This window comes from Enterobacter sp. JS8-1, assembly GCF_049187015.1.
In the GTDB taxonomy this organism is placed as follows: Bacteria; Pseudomonadota; Gammaproteobacteria; order Enterobacterales; family Enterobacteriaceae; genus Enterobacter; species Enterobacter mori.
On record NZ_CP185805.1, the window covers coordinates 2,113,846 to 2,134,517 of the forward strand.

General features: G+C 56.2%; 21 protein-coding genes. 10 read left to right on the top strand and 11 right to left on the bottom strand.

Translation table 11 applies throughout. The annotated features are described in order from the left end of the window. Positions 1 to 80 precede the first annotated feature (80 nt). Entirely contained in the window at positions 81 to 848 is a 768-nt protein-coding gene (locus ACOQH0_RS10060) for an arylamine N-acetyltransferase family protein (protein ID WP_421512149.1), read from the top strand. A 58-nt stretch (positions 849 to 906) separates the two neighbouring features. Here the strand turns inward: ACOQH0_RS10060 and yajD are convergent, their stop codons facing one another. Beyond that, positions 907 to 1,254: an HNH nuclease YajD gene (yajD, locus tag ACOQH0_RS10065; RefSeq protein ID WP_006808895.1), complete on the bottom strand. Its 348-nt coding sequence runs from the start codon at positions 1,252 to 1,254 to the stop codon at positions 907 to 909. A gap of 178 nt (positions 1,255 to 1,432) precedes the next feature. Between yajD and ACOQH0_RS10070 the strand changes: the two genes are divergently transcribed. Then, positions 1,433 to 2,455 (top strand): LLM class flavin-dependent oxidoreductase, encoded by a 1,023-nt coding sequence (locus ACOQH0_RS10070; RefSeq protein WP_010430534.1) that lies wholly within the window; start codon positions 1,433 to 1,435, stop codon positions 2,453 to 2,455. Between the two features lie 63 nt (positions 2,456 to 2,518). Here ACOQH0_RS10070 and ACOQH0_RS10075 read toward each other — a convergent pair whose 3' ends face one another. Then, positions 2,519 to 3,553 carry an AI-2E family transporter gene (locus tag ACOQH0_RS10075; RefSeq protein ID WP_100166815.1) on the bottom strand — a complete coding sequence of 345 codons (1,035 nt, stop codon included), beginning with the start codon at positions 3,551 to 3,553 and terminating at the stop codon, positions 2,519 to 2,521. A 132-nt stretch (positions 3,554 to 3,685) separates the two neighbouring features. On the opposite strand from ACOQH0_RS10075, the gene ACOQH0_RS10080 reads away from it, so the two are divergent. From ACOQH0_RS10080 to mdtI, 3 genes are all read left to right on the top strand, one after another. Further along, on the top strand, positions 3,686 to 3,856 hold the full coding sequence (locus tag ACOQH0_RS10080) for a hypothetical protein (RefSeq protein ID WP_085928911.1): 171 nt from the start codon (positions 3,686 to 3,688) through the stop codon (positions 3,854 to 3,856). A 117-nt stretch (positions 3,857 to 3,973) separates the two neighbouring features. Further along, positions 3,974 to 4,336, top strand: a complete 363-nt coding sequence (gene mdtJ / locus ACOQH0_RS10085; RefSeq protein WP_010430538.1) for a multidrug/spermidine efflux SMR transporter subunit MdtJ — start codon at positions 3,974 to 3,976, stop codon at positions 4,334 to 4,336. Next, entirely contained in the window at positions 4,323 to 4,652 is a 330-nt protein-coding gene (mdtI, locus tag ACOQH0_RS10090; RefSeq protein WP_010430539.1) for a multidrug/spermidine efflux SMR transporter subunit MdtI, read from the top strand. The genes mdtJ and mdtI overlap by 14 nt, the downstream gene beginning before the upstream one ends. Positions 4,653 to 4,698: 46 nt before the next feature. Here the strand turns inward: mdtI and ACOQH0_RS10095 are convergent, their stop codons facing one another. The 8 genes from ACOQH0_RS10095 to puuD form a co-directional block, all read right to left on the bottom strand. Further along, positions 4,699 to 5,520: a trypsin-like serine peptidase gene (locus ACOQH0_RS10095; protein ID WP_420986481.1), complete on the bottom strand. Its 822-nt coding sequence runs from the start codon at positions 5,518 to 5,520 to the stop codon at positions 4,699 to 4,701. Positions 5,521 to 5,794: 274 nt separating this feature from the next. Then, positions 5,795 to 6,115, bottom strand: coding sequence for an acid resistance repetitive basic protein Asr (asr, locus tag ACOQH0_RS10100; protein ID WP_029485059.1), 321 nt, complete (start codon positions 6,113 to 6,115; stop codon positions 5,795 to 5,797). Between the two features lie 146 nt (positions 6,116 to 6,261). After that, positions 6,262 to 7,749: a carboxypeptidase M32 gene (locus ACOQH0_RS10105; protein WP_421512150.1), complete on the bottom strand. Its 1,488-nt coding sequence runs from the start codon at positions 7,747 to 7,749 to the stop codon at positions 6,262 to 6,264. 150 nt (positions 7,750 to 7,899) lie between these two features. After that, positions 7,900 to 9,171, bottom strand: a complete 1,272-nt coding sequence (puuE, locus tag ACOQH0_RS10110; RefSeq protein ID WP_421512151.1) for a 4-aminobutyrate transaminase — start codon at positions 9,169 to 9,171, stop codon at positions 7,900 to 7,902. Between the two features lie 25 nt (positions 9,172 to 9,196). Continuing rightward, positions 9,197 to 10,477, bottom strand: a complete 1,281-nt coding sequence (locus ACOQH0_RS10115) for an NAD(P)/FAD-dependent oxidoreductase (RefSeq protein ID WP_421512152.1) — start codon at positions 10,475 to 10,477, stop codon at positions 9,197 to 9,199. Beyond that, the gene (gene puuC, locus ACOQH0_RS10120) at positions 10,474 to 11,967 is read right to left on the bottom strand and encodes an aldehyde dehydrogenase PuuC (RefSeq protein WP_421512153.1); all 1,494 of its coding nucleotides are present in this window, start codon (positions 11,965 to 11,967) and stop codon (positions 10,474 to 10,476) included. The genes ACOQH0_RS10115 and puuC overlap by 4 nt, the downstream gene beginning before the upstream one ends. 157 nt (positions 11,968 to 12,124) lie before the next feature. Beyond that, on the bottom strand, positions 12,125 to 12,682 hold the full coding sequence (gene puuR / locus ACOQH0_RS10125) for an HTH-type transcriptional regulator PuuR (protein ID WP_013096835.1): 558 nt from the start codon (positions 12,680 to 12,682) through the stop codon (positions 12,125 to 12,127). A gap of 25 nt (positions 12,683 to 12,707) precedes the next feature. Continuing rightward, positions 12,708 to 13,472 (bottom strand): gamma-glutamyl-gamma-aminobutyrate hydrolase, encoded by a 765-nt coding sequence (gene puuD, locus ACOQH0_RS10130; protein WP_215230991.1) that lies wholly within the window; start codon positions 13,470 to 13,472, stop codon positions 12,708 to 12,710. A 213-nt stretch (positions 13,473 to 13,685) separates the two neighbouring features. Here puuD and ACOQH0_RS10135 point away from each other — a divergent pair, with 213 nt between their 5' ends. The 3 genes from ACOQH0_RS10135 to ACOQH0_RS10145 all read left to right on the top strand — a co-directional run bounded on the left by ACOQH0_RS10135 (position 13,686) and on the right by ACOQH0_RS10145 (position 16,852). After that, positions 13,686 to 15,104 (top strand): glutamine synthetase family protein, encoded by a 1,419-nt coding sequence (locus ACOQH0_RS10135; RefSeq protein ID WP_215230992.1) that lies wholly within the window; start codon positions 13,686 to 13,688, stop codon positions 15,102 to 15,104. 181 nt (positions 15,105 to 15,285) lie between these two features. Next, positions 15,286 to 15,471: a hypothetical protein gene (locus ACOQH0_RS10140; RefSeq protein ID WP_421512340.1), complete on the top strand. Its 186-nt coding sequence runs from the start codon at positions 15,286 to 15,288 to the stop codon at positions 15,469 to 15,471. Further along, the gene (locus ACOQH0_RS10145; RefSeq protein WP_421512154.1) at positions 15,461 to 16,852 is read left to right on the top strand and encodes an APC family permease; all 1,392 of its coding nucleotides are present in this window, start codon (positions 15,461 to 15,463) and stop codon (positions 16,850 to 16,852) included. Before ACOQH0_RS10140 ends, ACOQH0_RS10145 begins: the two co-directional genes overlap by 11 nt. 75 nt (positions 16,853 to 16,927) lie before the next feature. On the opposite strand, the gene ACOQH0_RS10150 is transcribed toward ACOQH0_RS10145, so the two are convergent. Beyond that, positions 16,928 to 18,181, bottom strand: a complete 1,254-nt coding sequence (locus ACOQH0_RS10150) for an MFS transporter (protein ID WP_421512155.1) — start codon at positions 18,179 to 18,181, stop codon at positions 16,928 to 16,930. 121 nt (positions 18,182 to 18,302) lie between these two features. Here ACOQH0_RS10150 and ACOQH0_RS10155 point away from each other — a divergent pair, with 121 nt between their 5' ends. Both ACOQH0_RS10155 and mlc read left to right on the top strand, forming a co-directional pair. Beyond that, positions 18,303 to 19,208 (top strand): LysR family transcriptional regulator, encoded by a 906-nt coding sequence (locus tag ACOQH0_RS10155; RefSeq protein WP_010430552.1) that lies wholly within the window; start codon positions 18,303 to 18,305, stop codon positions 19,206 to 19,208. A gap of 121 nt (positions 19,209 to 19,329) precedes the next feature. After that, positions 19,330 to 20,550 (top strand): sugar metabolism global transcriptional regulator Mlc, encoded by a 1,221-nt coding sequence (mlc, locus tag ACOQH0_RS10160; protein WP_421512156.1) that lies wholly within the window; start codon positions 19,330 to 19,332, stop codon positions 20,548 to 20,550. Positions 20,551 to 20,672: the final 122 nt, after the last annotated feature.

Here is a 20,672-nt window from a genome sequence, read left to right on the forward strand (position 1 = left end):
TAATTTTCGATAAAACTGACTATACAGCCAATGATGTGCGCCATCTATAGTGTCCGACATGTTCAGGACAAGGAGGCATTATGCACAGCGAAAACTTCAACATTTCCACCTATTTCAAACGCATAAACTATACCGGACCGGCGGGTGCCGATACGGTCACTCTGCATGCTCTTATGCGTCATCAGCTCTTTTCAGTCCCGTTTGAAAATCTGGATGTACAGGCGGGCAAAGTTGTCTCTCTGGTGCCAGACGACATTGCCGATAAGGTGCTAACGCAGGGGCGCGGCGGCTACTGCTATGAGGTGAACGGGCTTTTTGCCATGGCGCTGGAGGCGTTAGGGATACCTTACCGTTTTGTGGCGGCGCGCCCGATGTTCTACCCCGCGCGGCGGCCGAAAACCCATATGGCGCTCATCGCTGAGGTGGAGAGCCGACAGTGGCTTTGCGACCTCGGGTTCGGCAGCTACGGCATTCGCGCGCCGATGGCGCTGGACACGCTTGATGTGGAAATCACGCAGGATTTCGACACGTTCCGACTGAGCCGCAGCGCGGAGGGCGAGTACCTGCTTCAGGCGAAGGTGGAGGGGGAATGGGCTAATCAATACGGCTTTGATCTCACGCCTCAGGAATGGATTGATTTCGTCCCGTCCAACTACCTTAACTCCACGCACCCGGAGGCGATCTTTGTGCAGAAGCGGGTGGTGGTGCAGCACAGCCCCGAAGGACGCCAGATTTTACTGGGCGATATGCTGAAAACCATCACGGCGAACGGCACTGAAACGCGGCAGCTGGCGGAGGAGGAAATCCGCCATGTCCTGAAAGACCGTTTTGCGCTGAAAGTCGCGTAAAACAGAAGGGGGTCTGTGCCCCCTGAGTCACGCGAACGACAGGTATGGCAGCGAAGCGTTACTTCTTCTTGTTCATCATCGCTTTTAAATCGGCAAACGGGTTAAACGTGGCGACGCCCACGTCTTTTTGCGCGTCTTCACCGGCCACGACGGTAGTACCGTACTGATCCGCTTCGGTGTATTTTGAGTGCTCATGGTCATGGCAAAACAGGCACAACAGCTCCCAGTTGCTGCCATCTTCCGGGTTATTAGTATGGTCGTGATCGATATGGTGAACCGTCAGTTCTCGCAGGTTGGAATAGACAAACTCGCGCGAGCAGCGTCCGCAGACCCATGGGTAGATTTTTAAAGCTTTTTCGCGATAGCCGCTTTCCAGCCGCGCGTAGTTTTTGGGGATCAAAGCCATTGCTGGTTTTACCTGCCATGAAAAGAGAGGGAAATATTATATCCCATTATGGCGCGTAATGACGCACTGCTCAATTCTGTCAATTTATTTGAATCACTCCGTTAAATAAACGCCATTTATTCTCACCTGGTAATGCGTAAAGTAGGTACAACGCAAAGCATTATCAGGACACAGAGTCATGAAAAAGATCGGGTTTTTATCCTTTGGTCACTGGACGCCGTCGCCGCAGTCCGGTACGCGCTCGGCGGCAGACACGCTGCTGCAGTCGATCGATTTGGCCGTGGCGGCCGAAGAGCTGGGAGCAGACGGTGCCTATTTCCGCGTACACCACTTTGCCCGCCAGCTGAGCTCACCGTTCCCCTTACTGGCGGCGATAGGTGCAAAAACCAAACGTATTGAAATCGGTACGGGCGTGATCGACATGCGCTATGAGAACCCGATGTATATGGCGGAGGACGCGGGGGCAGCGGATCTCATTTCCGGCGGTCGTTTACAGCTTGGCATCAGCCGCGGTTCCCCGGAGCAGGTCATTGATGGCTGGCGTCATTTTGGCTATGTCCCGCAGGAAGGGGAAGACGAATCGGATATGGCGCGCCGTCATACCGAGGTGCTGCTCGAGGTGCTGCGCGGAGAAGGATTTGCAAAACCGAATCCACAACCGATGTTCCCAAACCCGCCAGGGTTATTGCGTCTGGAGCCGCATTCCGAAGGCTTGCGGGACCGTATCTGGTGGGGCGCGGGGTCGAATGCGACCGCGGTATGGGCCGCTACCCTCGGAATGAATTTGCAAAGCTCCACGCTGAAAGACGATGAAACCGGCGAGCCGTTTCATATTCAGCAGGCAAAACAGATCCGCGCGTATCGGCAGGCCTGGGCCGACGCGGGGCATACCCGTCAGCCACGCGTGTCGGTCAGCCGCAGCATTTTTGCCCTGATGGATGACCGCGATCGGATGTATTTCGGTTCAAGCCGCAATGAGAGCGATAGTGTCGGTTATCTTGATGAAAAAACGCGCGCTATTTTTGGTCGCAGCTATGCCGCAGAGCCTGACGCGCTGATCGAACAGTTGAAAAAGGATGAGGCCATCGCCGAGGCGGATACGCTCTTGCTGACCGTGCCGAACCAGCTGGGCGTGGACTATAACGCACATGTTATTGAGTCCATTCTGAAGCATGTCGCACCGGAAATGGGCTGGAGATGATGTCCCGGGCACTCTGGATCGCCGATTCGGCGATCCAGAGTCTGGTGCAGGGCGATGGAGGGGCTAGCGATGATCCATATCGCTTAGCAGCACGGCGATGCTTTGCCCGCCCGCCGTTTGCTCCAGCCCAATCTTCACGATGATCGTCAGTGGAACAGAAAGCAGCATACCCACGGGACCCAGCAGCCAGCCCCAGAATATCAGGGACAGGAACACCACCAGCGTGGAAAGCCCCAGCCCGCGGCCCATCATGCGTGGTTCAAGAATGTTCCCGAACACCAGGTTGATCGCCAGATAACCCGCTAACAGAACCAGCGCATCATAAAGCCCACTGAACACCAGCGCCTGAAGAATAGGGGGGATCGCCGCCAGCACGGAACCAATGTTAGGAATGTAGTTGAGGGCAAAAGCCAGCAATCCCCAGACGAAAGCAAAGCGGACATCCAGCGCGACGAGCATCCCCCAGACCACCAGGCCAGTCACCAGGCTGATGGCGGTTTTCAGCACCAGATAGCGTGAAACGCTGTCCAGCGCGCGCTGAATCGCCCCCATACCTTCTACCGGACGAACCATGATTTGCTGCAGCTTTGCGGGCAGTTGCGGCACTTCCAGCAGCATAAACACGACCGTCAAAAACAGCAGGAAAATGGATGTCATAGCGTTAGAGAGTTGCGCCAGCAGGCTGGTAACGAGGGTCATGGCGGCATTCGGATCGATATACTTCAGCAGTTCCTCAACCGAGACCTCAATACCTGCCCGCTGCAGCCAGGGCTCGAGTTGCAGGAGCGGGATCGCCAGCGACGAACGGTATTTTGGTAGCGTACGCGCCAGCTCGTTCAACGATGTCCCGAGATAGGCTACCAGTAGCACCATGACAACGATGATAATGCTGATGAGCAGCGTGATCGCCAGCACGCGGGGAACGCGTAGCCGCACCAGGCGCTGTACCAGCGGGTTCAGGATCACCGCAATAAAAAGCGCCAGAATAAATGGCACAATGATGTCGGCTGCAAAACGAACGCCGGTCAATATGATTACCAGCATGCCCAGCATAATGACAATCTTCAGCCCGTTCAGGGTAATGATGGGTTTAGCCATGGAAGTTCCTGAATAATGTTTTATTTATAATAGATGCATTATCCGAGTAAAAAAACTAACCAAAATCAAACGGAATGGGTAAAGAAATGAAAAGACTTTGAGTAAAACCCTGGCTTATGGTACAAATCTAGCGTGTTCAACTACCGAGGACAATTTTCATCCGCAAAGACGAGAAGCAACAACGCGGATAATTGTAATTTTATGGACAATTTGTTCAGGACGTATTTTTCAACAAACACCGCTGTATTCTCCACTTCCTTCTGCCTTCTGTCTGGTGAGCAACACTGGCGCAACGCGCTGTAGTCACGTCTTCTGCCTGAGCTGGCGCCCTGCGCTTAGCTGTCTGATCTCATTTAATATTTTTTGGTTTGCTGTCCAACGCGAGCCACGATGGATTATATTCTCAAGCAGGAGAAGAACATGTTTTACTGGATTTTATTAGCCCTGGCTATTATCGCTGAAATTACCGGCACCCTGTCGATGAAATGGGCAAGCGTGAGCGATGGTAATACCGGTTTTATTTTAATGCTGGTGATGATTACCCTTTCCTATATTTTCCTCTCATTTGCGGTAAAAAAAATCGCGCTGGGTGTCGCGTATGCCCTGTGGGAAGGTATCGGTATTTTATTGATCACGCTGTTCAGCGTCATGATATTTGACGAAACCTTGTCGACAATGAAAATTGCCGGATTAACCACGCTGGTGGTAGGTATCGTGCTGATTAAATCGGGTACACGTAAACCGACGAAACAGCAGAAGGAGCAGGCTCATGCAGCAGTTTGAATGGATCCACGCGGCCTGGCTGGCGCTGGCCATCGTGCTGGAAATCGTGGCTAACGTCTTTTTGAAATTCTCTGACGGTTTTCGCCGTAAGTTTTATGGCCTGATGTCCATTGCCGCCGTGCTGGGGGCATTTAGCGCCCTGTCGCAGGCGGTAAAAGGGATCGACCTTTCTGTGGCCTATGCGCTGTGGGGTGGCTTCGGTATCGCCGCCACCCTGGCAGCAGGCTGGATCCTGTTCGGTCAGCGTTTGAATCACAAAGGCTGGATCGGCCTAGTTCTGCTGCTCGCAGGCATGATTATGATAAAACTCGCCTGATGTCAGTTTCGACATCCTCTTCAGGCAGCGATATTCGCTGCCTTTTTTATTGCTGCGCGAGCGCTTCCAGCTTGTCGCGAAAACCGGTAACCGACAGGGCACGGTTATCGGCGCGCCATCTGTCTTTGGCGGATGGGGCAGAGCTTTGAACACCGATCAACTGCCAGCCATTTTCGGTTTTCAACATCAGCGGTGACCCGCTGTCACCCGGTAGCGTATCGCACTGATGCGAGAGCACGCTGCTTTGCGCCCAGCCAGTGACCGTGCAGTCTGTATGTGTGTAGAGAGAATCAAGATGATCGACCGGGTAGCCGGATTGCGTCACTTTTCGGTCGACGGCTTTCAGTGCCGCCGTCAGCGCGGCTTTGTCACCGTCGAATAAGGGCAGGGGTGTGATACCCGATGGCGGATAACGCAGAACAATTAGCCCAAAATCCCAGGATGCGGCGGCAGGGGGAACAATCCAGCCCTCACCATCCGGTTTTAAGCGTTTACCCAGAGAGGGATCAACCCGTCCTTCAATGCCGTGGATCTCATAGCGCCAGACCCCTTTTTGCGACACAAAGCGCAGGGCGATAGCTTTATCCGGTTTACCGGCTGGCGGCATGAGAAGGCAATGACCGGCCGTCAGTGCCAGTTGAGGCGTAATTAATGTTGCGGTACATAAGTTACCGCTGGCCGTTTCCAGTTGTCCTATGGCATCCCAGGGGGCCTGCGTCGGATCTGTAACCCGCGTGCGGTCATCATGACCAAAAAAAAGGGTCTTGACCTCTTTGGCGCTGATAGCGTCTTCATCACCATCGTCCGCATGTAAGAATCCTGAAAAAAGACCAAACGTTCCCAGTAACAACACAACAGATTTACGCATATCACACTCTGGTGGGTAATTATGATTATTAAAAGTGAACCCTATGAAAATACTATAGACGGGACAGCGCGAAAGTGGGAGTAAAATCAGCGTGCTACAATCAGGAAAGATAAAACTGGCTTGCGATGAGCGCGCATAAAATAAGCAAGATAAGAATGAGCTCAAACCGATAGCGCCGCAGCATACGCCCTCCGGATAAAAAAACGGCGCGGAACTGGTCGGTTCAGCGCCGGTTTACCAACGTGCCCCGAAGGGCACGGTTTAGCTTGTACTCTTACGCAGCTGGCTGTGCAGCTGGTTTAGCAGCTTCGTGTTTTACTGCTTTTTTGTGATGCTTTTTAGCCGCCTGCGCTTTCTGCTCTACAGCAGGTTTAGTCGCTTTTTTGTGGTGCTTTTTAGCGGCCTGGGCTTTCTGCTCTGCAGCAGGTTTTGCTGCTTTGTGATGTTTCTTATGGTGAACCGCTTTGGCTGGCGCAGCGGTGGTGGTTGCAGCTGGAGCCGCAGCAGGTGTTGCGGTCGCGGTAGTTTCAGCAGCAAATGCAGCAGAAGACAGACCCATAGCAGCGGCAACAACCAGAGCTAATACTTTTTTCATTTTCATACCCTCGAATTTGGTTTTTCATTTAACCCCACTGCGGGGCCGTTGAAAGAACTATATCCCTGTAAACTCGGGGTTTCCGTGAGTGATTGGTATCGGCGTGTAACCGTTTGTACATTGCCGGGGTTCCCCGGCAATGTCGATTACAAATAGCGTGACGTCAGGTGCTCGCGGAAGTAGCGGATATTCAGATCTTCCCCCGTCGCCTGGGTAATCAGCTGAGAGGTGCTAAACCGGCTGCCGTGCTGCCAGACGTTCTGGCGTAGCCAGTCGAACAGCGCTGAGAAATCGCCGTTAGCAATAGACGCTTGCAGACCCGGAAGCGCCGTTTTCGCGGCGTGGAAGAGCTGCGCAGCGTACATCGCACCCAGCGTGTACGACGGGAAATACCCAAAGCCGCCGTCGGTCCAGTGGATATCCTGCATACAACCGTTACGATAGTTATCTTTGGTCGATAGCCCAAGCCAGGCCTGCATTTTCTCATCCCACAGCGCCGGAATGTCGTCTACCTCAATGTCGCCGTTGATCAACGCGCGTTCAATTTCATAGCGCAGCACCACGTGCGCCGGGTAGCTCACTTCGTCCGCATCCACGCGGATATAGCCCGGCTTCACGCGCTGGTTCCAGGCGATAAAGTTCTCTTCGCTGAACGCAGCCTGACTGCCAAAGCGGGCGTGAACGGCAGGGAGTAGATGCTTCAGGAAGGCCTCGCTACGCCCGAGCTGCATCTCAAAGAACAGGCTCTGAGATTCGTGGATTGCCGTTGAGCGCGCCAGCGCCACGGGCTGTCCGGCCCAGGCGCGCGGCAGGTTTTGTTCGTAGCGCGCATGTCCGGTTTCGTGGATCACGCCAAACAGCGCGCTCAGCAGCTCGTCCTCGTCGTAGCGCGTGGTGATACGCACGTCTTCTGGCACGCCGCCGCAGAACGGGTGGGCGCTCACGTCCAGACGACCGCCGTTAAAATCGAAGCCGAGCATCTTCATGGCTTCCAGACCCAGCTCACGCTGTGTCGCTGTCGGGGAAGGGCCCTGCGGCGGAACGAACGACCGCTGAGCCTGTTTTTCCACGACGTTTGCCAGGAGGTCCGGCAGCCAGGATTTCATGTCGCCGAACAGCACGTCCAGACGCGCGCTCGTCATGTCGGGTTCAAAAATATCGAGCAGCGCGTCGTAGGGCGAACACCCTTTGGCGTCGGCGCGCAGGCGGGCCTCTTCGCGGCTCAGTTTCACCACCTCTTTCAGGTTGGCGGAAAACCCTTCCCAGTCGTTGGCGGGGCGCTGAGTACGCCACGCGTGCTCGCATTTGCTGCCTGCCAGCGATTTGGCTTCCACCAGCGATTCAGGCAGCAATGTTGCTTGTTGATAATGGCGCGTCATTTCACGCAGGTTGGCCTGTTCGACATCATTCAGGTCTTCGCTTGCCGCGGCAGCCAGCCAGTCACCCACTTTTTTATCGGTCAGGATCTGGTGTTGCAGGACGCTCATCTCCGCCAGCGCTTCACCGCGCGCGGCGCTGCCGCCCGGCGGCATCATGGTGAACATGTCCCAGCTGGCGATGGAGGAGAGGTGGGAGAAGCGGGAGAGACGCTGGAAGGTTTTCACAAGTGACTGATAGGCTGATGTTTTTTGCAATTCTTATTTCCTCTTGCCAGGGATGTGTTTCAGGGAGCATACAATGAAACAGACCAAATTCCCCAACATTTCCCACGCGGAGGAAATCTATGCAGACCTCCACCGTTGAAACCGTCGCCGGCATTCCGGCAGACGGTTTTCAGAGGGCGCTTAGGCCTTATCGCGCATAACCTGTTGCAGGATCGCCAGCGCCTGAGTGAACTGGGCATCCGGAATGGTCAGCGGATAAAGGAAGCGGATCACGTTGCCGTACTGGCCGCAGATCAACAACAGCAGGCCCCGGGCGAGCGCCTTTTGCTGGATCGCCTGCGCGATGGCGGCCGAAGGTTCGCGGCTCTCGGGATCAAAAAACTCCGCTGCAATCATCGATCCTCTTCCCCTTATCGCCACGAGCGCAGGAAAACTGCCCTGAATCTCCTCCAGCGCGGCTGTCAGTCGTTCGCCCAGATGACGGGCGCGCGCGCACAGTGACTCGTTGTCGATAATATTCAGCACCGCGTGCGCGGCGGCCACCGCAAGCGGGTTACCTGCATAGGTTCCCCCCAGACCGCCGGGAGCCGGCGCGTCCATGATCCCGGCGCGGCCTACCACGCCGGACAGCGGCATTCCGCCTGCCAGGCTTTTAGCCATCGTCATCAGGTCGGGCTTGTCCGCGTAGTGTTCCATGGCAAACAGTTTACCCGTACGGGCGAAGCCGCTCTGGACTTCGTCGGCAATCATCACGATCCCGTGCTCATCGCAGATACGGCGGATGGCGGCCACCAGCTCTGGCGGGGCGACGTTGAATCCACCTTCACCCTGAATGGGTTCAAAAATAATCGCCGCCACCTGTTTCGCCTCAATATCAGCTTTGAACAGGCGCTCAATCGCCGTGATGGCGTCCTGCGTTGTGATGCCGTGCAGCTCGGAGGGATACGGCACGTGATACACCGATCCCGGGAAGGGACCAAATCCCAGCTTATAGGGCGCGACCTTGCCGGTTAACGCCATGGTCATATAGGTTCGGCCGTGAAAGCCTCCCCCGAAGGCGATCACACCCGGTCTGCCGGTGTGGGCACGGGCGATTTTAAGGGCATTTTCCACCGCTTCCGCGCCCGTTGTGAAGAACGCCGTTTTGGCCGGGCTCTGCACCGGGGCCAGCTCGTTAAGCTTTTCGGCTAATGAAACGTAGCTTTCATACGGCACAATCTGGTAGGCCGTGTGGGTGAACTGGTGAAGCTGTTTTTCCACTGCGGCCACCAGTTCAGGATGACGATGGCCGGTATTCAGTACCGCGATCCCGGCGGCGAAATCAATATAGTCGTTGCCTTCCACGTCGGTAAGCGTGGCATTCTCCGCCGTGCGGGCAAAGAAATCACACATTACGCCTACGCCGCGCGGGGTGGCAGAAAGTCTGCGCTGATGAAATTCCTGGTTACTCATGTCAGATACCCTTTTGTCGAAACGATCATACGCCAAGACGATCGCGCAGGCTGTAATACGCCGCGCCCATCGCCGTGAATGGAATCCGCAGGCTGCGACCGCCCGGGAAGGGGTAGTGCGGGAGTTTGGCAAACGCATCAAAGCGCTCAGCGTCACCGCGCAACAGTTCAGAGATCAGCCGTCCGGCCAGGTGGGTGCAGGTCACGCCGTGGCCGCTGTAGCCCTGCATGTAATAGATGTTTTTATCCAGACGACCAAACTGTGGCATACGCGACAGGGTCAGCAGGAAGTTGCCCGTCCAGCGGTAGTCGATTTTGACGCCTGCCAGCTGAGGGAAGGTTTGCAGCAGCTTTGGCATCACCAGGCGCTCGACATCGTCCGGATCGCGCGCGCCGTAGACTACGCCACCGCCGTACAGCAGGCGGTTGTCGGCGGTGAGACGGTAGTAATCCAGCAGGTAGTTACAATCTTCCACGCAGTAGTTATTGGGGATCAGCGAGCGGGCTACCTCCTCCGGCAGCGGGGCGGTGGTCACCACCTGGGTGCCGCAGGGCATGCTGCGTTTTGCCAGGTCCGGTTCTATCTTGTCGCCCAGATAGGCATTCCCGGCGACGATCACGTAGCGGGCCGTCACCTGGCCATGCTGCGTGCTCACCACGGCCGGGCTGGTGTGCTGAATGGCGGTCACCGGGGACTGTTCATACACCCGCCCGCCGTTCAGGCGAATGGCGTCCGCTTCGCCGATTGCCAGGTTCAGCGGATGAATGTGCCCCCCGCTGCGGTCCAGCAGCGCGCCGGTATAGCGATCGCTGTCGACTTCCCGGCGGATGGCATTGGCGTCCAGCAGCTCCAGCTGCGTGTTGCCGTAGCGTTCCCAGTTGGCTTTTTGCTCCTCCAGCGTCTCCAGCTGCTTATGGTTTAACGCCACAAACAGCCCGCCGGGGCGATAGTCGCACTGGATCTGATAGCGCTGGATACGCTCCCGGATGATTTCCCCGCCTTCAAACATCATGCTCCCGAGGACTCTGGCAGCGTCGGGTCCGTAGTTTTTCTCAATCACATCGATATCGCGGCTGTAGGAGTTAACCAGCTGGCCGCCGTTGCGTCCGCTGGCGCCGAAACCGATGCGCGCCCCTTCAAGGAGCACCACATCGTAGCCCATTTCGGCGAGATGCAGCGCGGATGAGAGGCCGGTATAGCCGCCGCCCACCACGCACACGTCACAGCTGATCGACTCGTTAAGCGTCGGGAAAGGTTCATAAGCGTTCGCGCTGGCCGCGTAGTAGCTGGTGGTATGTTCGGTCATGATTGAGGCTCCAGGGCAATCCAGATGGTTTTCAGTTCAGTAAATTTTTCCAGCGCGTGCAGGGACTTATCTCGGCCGTTACCGCTCTGCTTATAGCCGCCAAAGGGTACGGTCATATCACCGTCGTTATAGTTATTGACGAAGACCGAGCCTGCTTTCAGGCGGCGGCTCATGCGGTGCGCGCGGGAGAGATCGCGTGTCCATACCGCTGCGCCAAGCCCATATTCACTGTCGTTGGCCAGCGTTAAGGCTTCCTCTTCGGTTTTAAAGCGGGTGACGACCAGCACCGGGCCGAAAATCTCCTCCCGGCACAGCGGGGAGGCTGGGTCGATGTCGACAAAAATGGTTGGACCGACTGCGGAAGGCCATAGCTGTTCCCGCCCGTCCAGCAGCAGCGTACCTTTCCGGGTTCCCTCGCGAATGAACGTGTGGACGGTATCGGCGTGCGCAGCGTCGATGAGCATTCCCATCGTGCTGTCGGGGTCGAGCGGATCGCCCGGCTGCCATTGACGGGCCTGCGCTTTCAGCTTTGCCAGGACGTCATCGGCGATGCTGTCTTCGAGCAGCAGGCGGGTACCGGCGATACAGACTTGCCCCTGGTTATAGAAAATCCCGGCGGCGGTCGCGCTCACGGCCTTGTCCAGGTCCGGACAGTCGGCAAAGATAATGTTGGCGCTTTTGCCGCCTGCCTCCAGCCAGACGCGCTTCATGTTGCTTTCACCCGCGTCCTTCAACAGCTGCTTGCCGGTACGGGTAGAGCCGGTAAACGTCAGCACCTCGACCTCCGGATGCAGTGCCAGCGCCTGGCCCGCTTCGTGGCCGTAACCGCTTATCACATTCAGCACGCCGTCCGGCAGGCCCGCCTCTTTCGCCAGCCCGGCCAGCCGCAGGGCGGTGAGCGGCGATTTCTCCGACGGTTTCAATACCACGCTATTGCCCGCGATCAGCGCCGGGCCCAGCTTCCAGCAGGCCAGCAGCAGTGGGAAGTTCCAGGGGACGATGGCCGCGACAACCCCGATCGGCTCGCGCACGATCATTGCCAGCTCGTCCGGACCCGTAGGCGCCACTTCGCCGTAGACTTTATCCGCCGCTTCGGCGTACCAGCGAATGGCGCGCGCCGCGCCGGGAATATCGTCGCGCAGGCTGTGGCGGATGGGTTTACCGGTGTCCAGCGTTTCCAGTAAGGCCAGCTCTTCGACGTGGCGTTCCATCAAATCGGCGAGCTTATTTAGCACGGCCTTGCGCTGCGCCGGAGACGCCTGCGACCAGTCACCGCGCTCAAATACCTCACGCGCGGCCTGAACCGCACGGTCCACGTCCGCCTGCTTGCCCCGGGCCACGTTCGCCAGCGTCTGTTGGGTTGCGGGATTGACGGTTTCAAACGTGGCATTATCGGCGGCGTTACAATAGGCACCGTTAATAAATAGCCGGGTCTCAATGGCGCTGTTTTTTGCTTTATCCTGCCAGTAAGTCAGGTGCTGAAAATGCATATTCACTCCTTTCTTTCGCAATCAGATAAATAAAGGCATGGCCGTTTCAGGCAATACGAAGCCGTGAGGCATCCCGGGAATTAACCCGTTGAATGCCGACATTGATCGTTTTTATTTGTCCCGGCGTAAGCGCGCTTACGCCGGGACCGAGTGGTAATTAGAACGTGGTAGGGGTGTGGGCACTGATAATGCGGCAGATGCCTGCCGAGGTGTTGCTGAAGCTGTGCGGTATGCCGGTATTGATGGCATAGCTCTGCCCCGCAACCAGGTGATAAGGCTGGCCATTAATGGTCAGCACTATTTCACCTTCCAGTATCGTACCTATCTCCTCACCTTGGTGTTTGATCCTCTCTCCGGTCGTGGTTCCAGGCTGGTAAGTTTCAAAAATCATCGCCAGCGTACGGTTCGGATTTCCGTTATGAACCAGCTTCATCGAAACCCCCTGACTGCCTATTTCGATAAGGTCTTCCTGATTAATAACCACCTGCGGTTCATCAGGTTTTTCCGGTTCCGAAAAGAATTCCGAGAGCGACAGCCCATAGACTTTCAGCAGCTTTTGCAGCGTACTGATGGCAGGACTGACTTTGTCCTGTTCAATGGTGCTGATGGCACTGTGTGTTAACCCAGACAGTTCGGCGGCACGCCGCTGCGAGAGACCCAGTTGCTGGCGGATCTCAGACAGACGTTTCCCTGGCGCCAGTCCGTCATCGCTCATAGTTGCATTTCCTTTACGGTAGTGGTCAAAGCCGTTGCTTCTCGGCAACGTGGCTTTGACAGGCGGTGATAAAACCTTCAAACAACATACGTGACAGGGCGTACTCGCTGCTGTTCCATTCGGGGTGCCATTGCACGCCGAGGGCGAAAGGGTGGTCATGAACGCTGACCGCTTCGACCAGCCCGTCCGTCGAACGGGCCTCCACGCGGAGCCGTGGTCCTAACGTTCGTGCACCTTGCCCGTGTAACGAGTTTACCCAAAATGTGTTACAGCCTGGTATTAATTGAGACAGCAGTCCTCCCTCCTGAACCTGAACCTCATGAGACGGGGCGTATTGTAGCTCAACCGGCAGTTCAGGATCTTCCCGGTGCTCAAGCAGGTCGTTCTGCTCGAACAGGCGACGATACAGCGTCCCTCCCGTTGCAACAACCAGTTCCTGCAGCCCCCGGCAGATGGCGAAAATGGGGATGCGCCTTTCGAGCGCGGCGGCAATCAGCGCCATGCTCAGAAGATCTCGCCCGGGATCGGCGTTAGGCTCATCGCCGTTTTCACCATACAGGTGCGGCTGCACGTTACTTGGGCTGCCCGGCAGGTAAATCCCGTCCAGGGTTGGCAGCAGAGCGGTAAGTAGCTCTGGCTCTGCCACCGCATGCGGTAAGGCAATAGGTAAGCCCCCCGCGTTAACAATGGCATTCAGGTACTTTTCTTGCAGGGTCTGGGTCTCATGACCCTTAAGCCTGTTTCTACACATCACCACGCCAATAACTGGCTTGTTCATTATATTTTCCATGATCGCCCTCACAAAGTGGACTAAATTTAGGCCATTCTCGCCTGTTAAACGGCCTTTTCGTTCAATATTTTCTCAATCTAGCAACGGGATCTGCCTTTTGCAAACTTAATTTAACATTTGACAAACAATTTGTTTGCATACAGATTCGATAGGGTGGACATTATATTTTACAGTCCAGAGCAGCGAACGCAAATCCAAAAACGGTGGTAAATCATGGAAACCAATATCGTAGAAGTTGAGAACTTTGTGCAGCACACGGATGAGAGGCGGGGCAGCGCCTTTACGCAGGAAGTGAAGCGCTATTTAGAAAAGTATCCTGACACCCAGTTTATTGATGTCCTCCTGACCGACCTGAACGGCTGTTTTCGCGGCAAACGCATCCCGGTTGCCGGACTGAACAAGCTTGAAAAAGGCTGCTATTTCCCGGCATCGGTTTTCGCCATGGACATTTTGGGTAACGTAGTGGAAGAGGCGGGCCTGGGGCAGGAGCTCGGCGAGCCGGATTGTATCTGCGTGCCGGTGCCGGGCACCCTGACGCCGTCCGCCGCCGACCCGGAATACATTGGTCAGGTGCAGCTCACCATGGTCGATGAAGATGGCGCTCCCTTTGACGTTGAGCCGCGGAACGTACTCAACCGACTCTGGCAGCAGCTACGCCAGCGCGGTCTGTTCCCCGTGGTAGCGGTAGAGCTGGAGTTCTATTTACTTGACCGTAAACGCGATGCCGAAGGCTATCTGCAGCCACCCTGCGCGCCGGGCACAGACGTTCGTAACACGCAGAGTCAGGTCTACTCGGTTGATAACCTGAACCATTTTGCTGACGTACTGAATGACATTGACGAGCTGGCGCAGCTGCAGTTGATCCCCGCAGACGGGGCAGTGGCTGAGGCCTCCCCGGGCCAGTTTGAGATTAACCTGCACCATACGGAAAACGTGCTTGATGCCTGCGATGATGCGCTGGCGCTAAAACGTCTCGTCAGGCAGATGGCGGAAAAACATAAGATGCACGCCACGTTTATGGCAAAGCCGTATGAAGAGCATGCGGGCAGCGGGATGCATATCCACATCAGCATGCAAAACAACAGAGGCGAAAACGTGCTCGCAGACGCCAGCGGCGAGGATTCCGCGCTGCTGAAACGCGCGTTGGCCGGGATGATCGATCTGATGCCGGCGTCCATGGCGCTGCTGGCACCGAACGTTAACTCCTACCGCCGTTTCCAGCCGGGGATGTACGTGCCGACGCAAGCGTCATGGGGACACAATAATCGCACGGTTGCCCTGCGTATCCCCTGCGGCGATCGCCATAACCATCGGGTCGAGTACCGGGTGGCGGGAGCAGACGCGAATCCGTATCTGGTGATGGCGGCGATTTTTGCCGGCATTTTACATGGGCTGGATAACGATTTACCCCTGCAGGAAGAAGTGGAAGGCAATGGTCTGGAGCAGGATGGACTGCCATTCCCGATTCGCCAGAGCGATGCGCTGTGGGAATTTATGCAAAACGATCATCTTCGCGAGCGGCTGGGCGAGCGTTTCTGCCACGTCTATCACGCCTGCAAACATGATGAATTACTGCAGTTTGAACGCCTGATTACCGAAACTGAAATTGAGTGGATGCTGAAAAACGCCTGATAACGTGCCCCGGTAAGGGGCCGCTTTGTTTCATCGCATACGTATCACCCAACGGCCTGCGCGGAGCCTGGCCTAACTGTTCGCTGGCATGCCAGCTATCTCCCGGGAGTCGCGTTATGGAGCGCAGGCGGCACAGGGATTTTCTTAACGACACTGTGTGACGAGGTAGGAAATGATGCAGATGTTCAACTATCCGCAGGGCGAAGGGGGCCAGTCAGGCTCCTGCTGTGAGTGCGAGCCAGAGACGGTGCACTGGTACGAAAGCGTGTGTTCTTTACAACTTCCCCCTTTGCTAAGCAGGTTTGCGTTAAGGTCAACGCAAGTGCAAACCACGGTAAGCATGGGGGGGACGGTTTATGGCGACTAACACCTCTCTTGACTCGCCGGGCATGGCCGGAAGAACCCGGCTGCGCAGCTCCCTCAAGCTCTGGCAGGTCGTTATGATGGGGTTGGCTTACCTCACCCCCATGACCGTGTTTGATACCTTCGGCATTGTGTCCGGTATCAGCAATGGCCACGTGCCCGCCTCGTATCTCCTGGCGCTGGCTGGCGTCATGTTTACCGCCATTAGCTACGGCAAACTGGTGCGACAGTTCCCGGAAGCGGGCTCTGCATACACCTACACGCAGAAATCGATCGGACCCCACCTGGGTTTTATGGTCGGCTGGTCATCGCTGCTGGACTATCTCTTCCTGCCGATGATCAACGTGCTGCTGGCGAAGATCTACCTTTCCGCGTTGTTCCCTGAAGTCCCGCCGTGGGTCTGGGTGGTGGGGTTTGTGACGATCATGACGCTGGCGAACCTGAAGAGTGTTAACCTCGTCGCCAACTTTAACACCCTGTTTGTGCTGGTGCAGGTCGCCATCATGGTGGTGTTTGTCATACTCGTGGTGCATGGCCTGCACAAGGGGGAGGGCGTCGGCACGGTTTGGTCGCTCCAGCCGTTTATCAGCGAGAACGCACACCTGCTCCCTATTATTACCGGCGCGACTATCGTTTGCTTCTCTTTCCTCGGCTTTGACGCGGTCACCACGCTGTCGGAAGAGACGCCAAACGCGGCGCGAGTTATTCCCAAAGCCATTTTCCTGACCGCACTGTATGGCGGGCTGATATTCATTGTTGCCTCGTTTTTCATGCAGCTCTTTTTCCCGACAATCGCGCGCTTTAAGAACCCGGACGCCGCGCTGCCGGAAATTGCGCTGTACGTGGGCGGCAAACTCTTCCAGTCGGTGTTTCTGTGTACCACGTTTGTGAATACGCTCGCTTCAGGCCTGGCCTCGCACGCCAGCGTCTCACGCTTGTTGTATGTGATGGGGCGTGACAACGTCTTTCCGGAGCGGGTGTTTGGCTACGTGCATCCGAAATGGCGTACTCCGGCCCTGAATGTCATTATGGTAGGGATAGTGGCGCTGTCGGCCCTGTACTTTGATCTCGTGACCGCGACGGCGTTGATCAACTTTGGCGCGCTGGTGGCGTTTACGTTTGTTAATCTCTCGGTGTACAACCATTTTTGGCGGCGTAAGGGGTTGAACAAAACGTGGAAAGATCGGCTCCACTATTTCCTGCTGCCAATCATTGGTGCCGTAACGGTCGGCGTGCTGTGGATAAATCTCGAAGCGACGTCCCTGACGCTTGGCCTCATCTGGGCAGCGCTGGGGATCCTTTACCTGACATGGCTAACGCGCCGTTTCCGAAAACCGCCTCCGCAGTTTAAAGCCGGTAAGATAGAGCAGGCCTGGGATTCCTGAACGTGAAACGGCACCAGTACGCTGGTGCCGTTTATCTGGAGCGCTCGTCTTACCGGGCATCAGCCCGCAAGCTTATTATCTCAAACGCTTGTGAAGACTTGCCCCCACCAGCAGCGCCGCGCACAGCATCAGCGCGATAAACCCGCCCACGCCGTTCCAGCCGTAGTTGTGCCAGAACACGCCGCCGAGCGTCCCGGCAATGCTTGATCCCAGGTAATAGCTAAACAGATACAGCGACGACGCCTGGCCCTTTGCACGACGGGCGCGCGGGCCAATCCAGCTGCTGGCGACCGAGTGGGCGGCGAAAAAGCCTGCAGAGAAGAGCAGCATTCCGGCAAAAATCAGCCACAGAGAGGAGAAGAGCGTCAGCAGAAGGCCGACCAGCATCACCGTCGTGAAGAACAACATCACCGGGCCACGACCGTAGCGTGCGGTCATCGCTCCGGCTTTTGGCGAACTCCAGGTACCGGTGAGGTATGCCACGGAAAGCAGGCCGACCACCGCCTGGCTGAGATGCCACGGAGAAAGCATCAGGCGATAGCCAATGTAGTTAAACAGCGTGACAAACGAACCCATCAGCAGAAAACCCATCAGGAACAGGCGCGGCAGCCCTTTATCACGCCAGTGCAGGCGGAAGTTGATAAACAGCGTTTTGGGGCGCAGGGACGCCGGGCGGAAGTGACGTGATTCCGGCAGAATTTTCCAGAACATCAGCGCAGAGGCGAGCGCAAAGCAACCAATCACCGCCAGCGCAATGCGCCAGTTAAAGAAATCCGTAAACACCCCGCTCAGCAGGCGTCCGCTCATCCCACCGATGGAGTTCCCGCTGATGTACAGCCCCATAGAGAAAGCGACAAAGCTCGGGTGGATCTCCTCGCTGAGATAGGTCATCCCGACCGCAGCCACGCCGCTCAGCGATAACCCGATCAGCGCACGCATTATCAGGATACCGTGCCAGCTGGTCATCATCGTCGAAAGCAGCGTACAGACGGAGGCCAGCATCAGTGCGGTGACCATGACCTGCTTGCGACCAATCGCATCTGAGAGCGGCCCGGTGAACAGCAGACCGACCGCCAGCATCCCGGTGGAGAGAGAAAGCGAAATACTGCTGCTGGCAGGCGACACGCCAAACTCGTGGGACAGCACGGGCAGGATCGGCTGAACGCAATAGAGCAGGGCAAAGGTTGCGAGACCCGCTGAGAAAAGCGCCAGCGTGACGCGCATAAACTGAGGGGTACCACGTTTAATAAACTGCACCGGCTGAGATGCTGCAGGTAAATCATCAATATCATTTGCCGGAGTGATATCAATGGTAGTTGTACGGCTCACACATGTTCCTTGCTTAAACATCCCCGTGATTTCTGGTGACGGGTATGACCACAAGATCAGAGTAGGAAAATGTAAATATTCTGTCTAATATATTAATAATCTCAAATGATACTTTAAAAATATGAATATCGAACTGCGTCATTTACGCTACTTCGTGGCGGTAGCGGAGGAGCTGCATTTTGGCCGCGCGGCGGCGAGGCTGAACATCTCTCAGCCACCGCTCAGCCAGCAAATTCAGATCCTCGAACAGCAGGTTGGGGCGCGTCTGCTGGCACGTACGAACCGTAGCGTGAGCCTGACCGCCGCGGGCAAGCAGTTCCTGGCCGACAGCAGGCAAATTCTGAGCATGGTGGATGACGCCGCTGCCAGGGCGGAGCGGCTGTATCTGGGGGAGACCGGCGAACTGCGGATCGGCTTTACCTCGTCGGCGCCCTTTATCAGCGCTGTCTCAGAAACCCTCTCATCGTTCCGCCGCCATTTTCCGGACGTGCATATTCAGACCCGCGAAATAAACACCCGCGAGCAAATTTCGCCGCTCAACGAGGGGGCGCTCGACCTGGGGCTGATGCGTAATACCGCACTACCGGATACGCTGGCGTGGCAGGTGATCCTGCGCGAACCCCTGATGGCGATGATCCCGCAGGATCACCCTCTGGCGTCGCAAGCTTCCGTGACGCTGGCAGAGCTGGCAAAAGAGCCCTTTGTCTTTTTTGACCCTCAGGTCGGCACCGGTCTGTATGACGATATTTTGGGCCTGATGCGTCGCCACGATCTCGCCCCGGTTATTACTCAGGAAGTGGGAGAGGCCATGACTATTATTGGTCTGGTTGCCGCCGGGCTTGGGGTTTCTATTCTCCCGGCGTCCTTTAAGCGGGTACAATTGCAGGAAATGCGCTGGGTGGCCATTGCCGAAAAAGAGGCGGTTTCCGAGATGTGGCTGGTCTGGTCAAAACATCGCGAACAGAGTCAGGCGGCGCAGCGGTTTAAAAAGCAGCTCATTACAGCCTCGGCAGGGCGATATTTATAGGGAAACTGGGGTAAAAATGTGCGGTAAATCACATGGCTAAGTAAATATTTGACGACGCCTGGTGAAGTGCTTCACCATAGCCAACAGTTTATTTCGAAGCTCGAAAATAAGGGAGTACGAGGTGGTTGCTGATAGCCAGCCAGGGCATATTGATCAGATTAAGCAGACCAATGCAGGCGCAGTGTATCGCCTGATTGATCAGCTCGGTCCGGTTTCGCGTATCGATCTTTCGCGCCTGGCACAACTGGCACCCGCCAGTATCACCAAGATAGTCCGCGAAATGCTGGAAGCCCACCTGGTCCAGGAGACGGAAATACAGGAGCCGGGCAGCCGTGGACGTCCTGCTGTCGGGCTGGTGGTAGAAACGGAAGCATGGCACTACCTGTCACTGCGCATCAGCCGGGGGGAGATCTTCCTTGCGCTGCGCGATCTCAGCAGCAAGCTGGTGGTGGAAGACCGGCTGGAGCTCCCGCTCGATGCGGAACAACCGCTTCTTGACGCCATTCTGGCCCATATCGATCACTTCTTTATTCGTCATCAGCAGCGGCTTGAACGGTTAACGGCGATTGCTATCACCATGCCGGGTATCATTGATACCGAGAATGGCATCGTGCACCGCATGCCGTTTTATGACAATGTCAAAGAGATGCCGCTGGGTGAGGTGCTGAAAAACCATACCGGCGTGCCCGTCTATATTCAGCATGATATCAGCGCCTGGACCATGGCGGAGGCGCTGTTTGGCGCATCTCGCGGCGCGCGCGACGTTATTCAGGTGGTGATTGATCACAACGTGGGGGCGGGGGTGATTACCGACGGTCGCCTGCTGCACGCCGGAAGCAGCAGCCTGGTGGAAATCGGTCACACGCAGGTCGACCCGTACGGTAAACGCTGCTACTGCGGTAACCACGGCTGCCTGGAGACCATTGCCAGCGTCGAAAGCGTGCTGGAGCTGGCGCAGGTGAGGCTCAGCCAGTCGATGAGCTCTTCGCTTCACGGCCAGCCGCTTACCGTGGATTCTCTCTGCGCTGCAGCCCGACAGGGGGATTTACTGGCGAAAGATATCATCACGGGCGTCGGTAACAACGTGGGCCGCATTCTCGCCATTATGGTCAATCTGTTTAACCCACAAAAAATTCTGATTGGTTCACCGCTCAGCCAGGCGGCGGATATTCTCTTTCCGGCGATTTCTGCCTGCATCAACCAGCAGTCGCTTCCTGCATACAGCAAAAACATCGTGGTCGAAAGCACCCAGTTTTCGAACCAGGGAACCATGGCCGGTGCCGCGCTGGTGAAAGATGCGATGTATAACGGCTCTTTACTGATCCGTTTGTTGCAGGGTTAACTCTTTTCCATAGATGTAAGAAATATTGCGCTATCTCAAGCCGGGTAGCGCACGCATCCCGTAGACTTCCCCCACTGAATTATTTACCTGGTTTATATTTTCGAAGCATACCCAAGAGGTGG

Excerpts from the sequence above, each read along its gene's own strand:
- ACOQH0_RS10060 (WP_421512149.1), top strand. The coding sequence starts at position 81 with ATGCACAGCGAAAACTTCAACATTTCCACCTATTTCAAACGCATAAAC.
- yajD (WP_006808895.1), bottom strand. The coding sequence starts at position 1,254 with ATGGCTTTGATCCCCAAAAACTACGCGCGGCTGGAAAGCGGCTATCGC.
- ACOQH0_RS10070 (WP_010430534.1), top strand. The coding sequence starts at position 1,433 with ATGAAAAAGATCGGGTTTTTATCCTTTGGTCACTGGACGCCGTCGCCG.
- ACOQH0_RS10075 (WP_100166815.1), bottom strand. The coding sequence starts at position 3,553 with ATGGCTAAACCCATCATTACCCTGAACGGGCTGAAGATTGTCATTATG.
- mdtJ (WP_010430538.1), top strand. The coding sequence starts at position 3,974 with ATGTTTTACTGGATTTTATTAGCCCTGGCTATTATCGCTGAAATTACC.
- mdtI (WP_010430539.1), top strand. The coding sequence starts at position 4,323 with ATGCAGCAGTTTGAATGGATCCACGCGGCCTGGCTGGCGCTGGCCATC.
- ACOQH0_RS10095 (WP_420986481.1), bottom strand. The coding sequence starts at position 5,520 with ATGCGTAAATCTGTTGTGTTGTTACTGGGAACGTTTGGTCTTTTTTCA.
- asr (WP_029485059.1), bottom strand. The coding sequence starts at position 6,115 with ATGAAAAAAGTATTAGCTCTGGTTGTTGCCGCTGCTATGGGTCTGTCT.
- puuE (WP_421512151.1), bottom strand. The coding sequence starts at position 9,171 with ATGAGTAACCAGGAATTTCATCAGCGCAGACTTTCTGCCACCCCGCGC.
- ACOQH0_RS10115 (WP_421512152.1), bottom strand. The coding sequence starts at position 10,477 with ATGACCGAACATACCACCAGCTACTACGCGGCCAGCGCGAACGCTTAT.
- puuC (WP_421512153.1), bottom strand. The coding sequence starts at position 11,967 with ATGCATTTTCAGCACCTGACTTACTGGCAGGATAAAGCAAAAAACAGC.
- puuR (WP_013096835.1), bottom strand. The coding sequence starts at position 12,682 with ATGAGCGATGACGGACTGGCGCCAGGGAAACGTCTGTCTGAGATCCGC.
- puuD (WP_215230991.1), bottom strand. The coding sequence starts at position 13,472 with ATGGAAAATATAATGAACAAGCCAGTTATTGGCGTGGTGATGTGTAGA.
- ACOQH0_RS10135 (WP_215230992.1), top strand. The coding sequence starts at position 13,686 with ATGGAAACCAATATCGTAGAAGTTGAGAACTTTGTGCAGCACACGGAT.
- ACOQH0_RS10140 (WP_421512340.1), top strand. The coding sequence starts at position 15,286 with ATGTTCAACTATCCGCAGGGCGAAGGGGGCCAGTCAGGCTCCTGCTGT.
- ACOQH0_RS10145 (WP_421512154.1), top strand. The coding sequence starts at position 15,461 with ATGGCGACTAACACCTCTCTTGACTCGCCGGGCATGGCCGGAAGAACC.
- ACOQH0_RS10155 (WP_010430552.1), top strand. The coding sequence starts at position 18,303 with ATGAATATCGAACTGCGTCATTTACGCTACTTCGTGGCGGTAGCGGAG.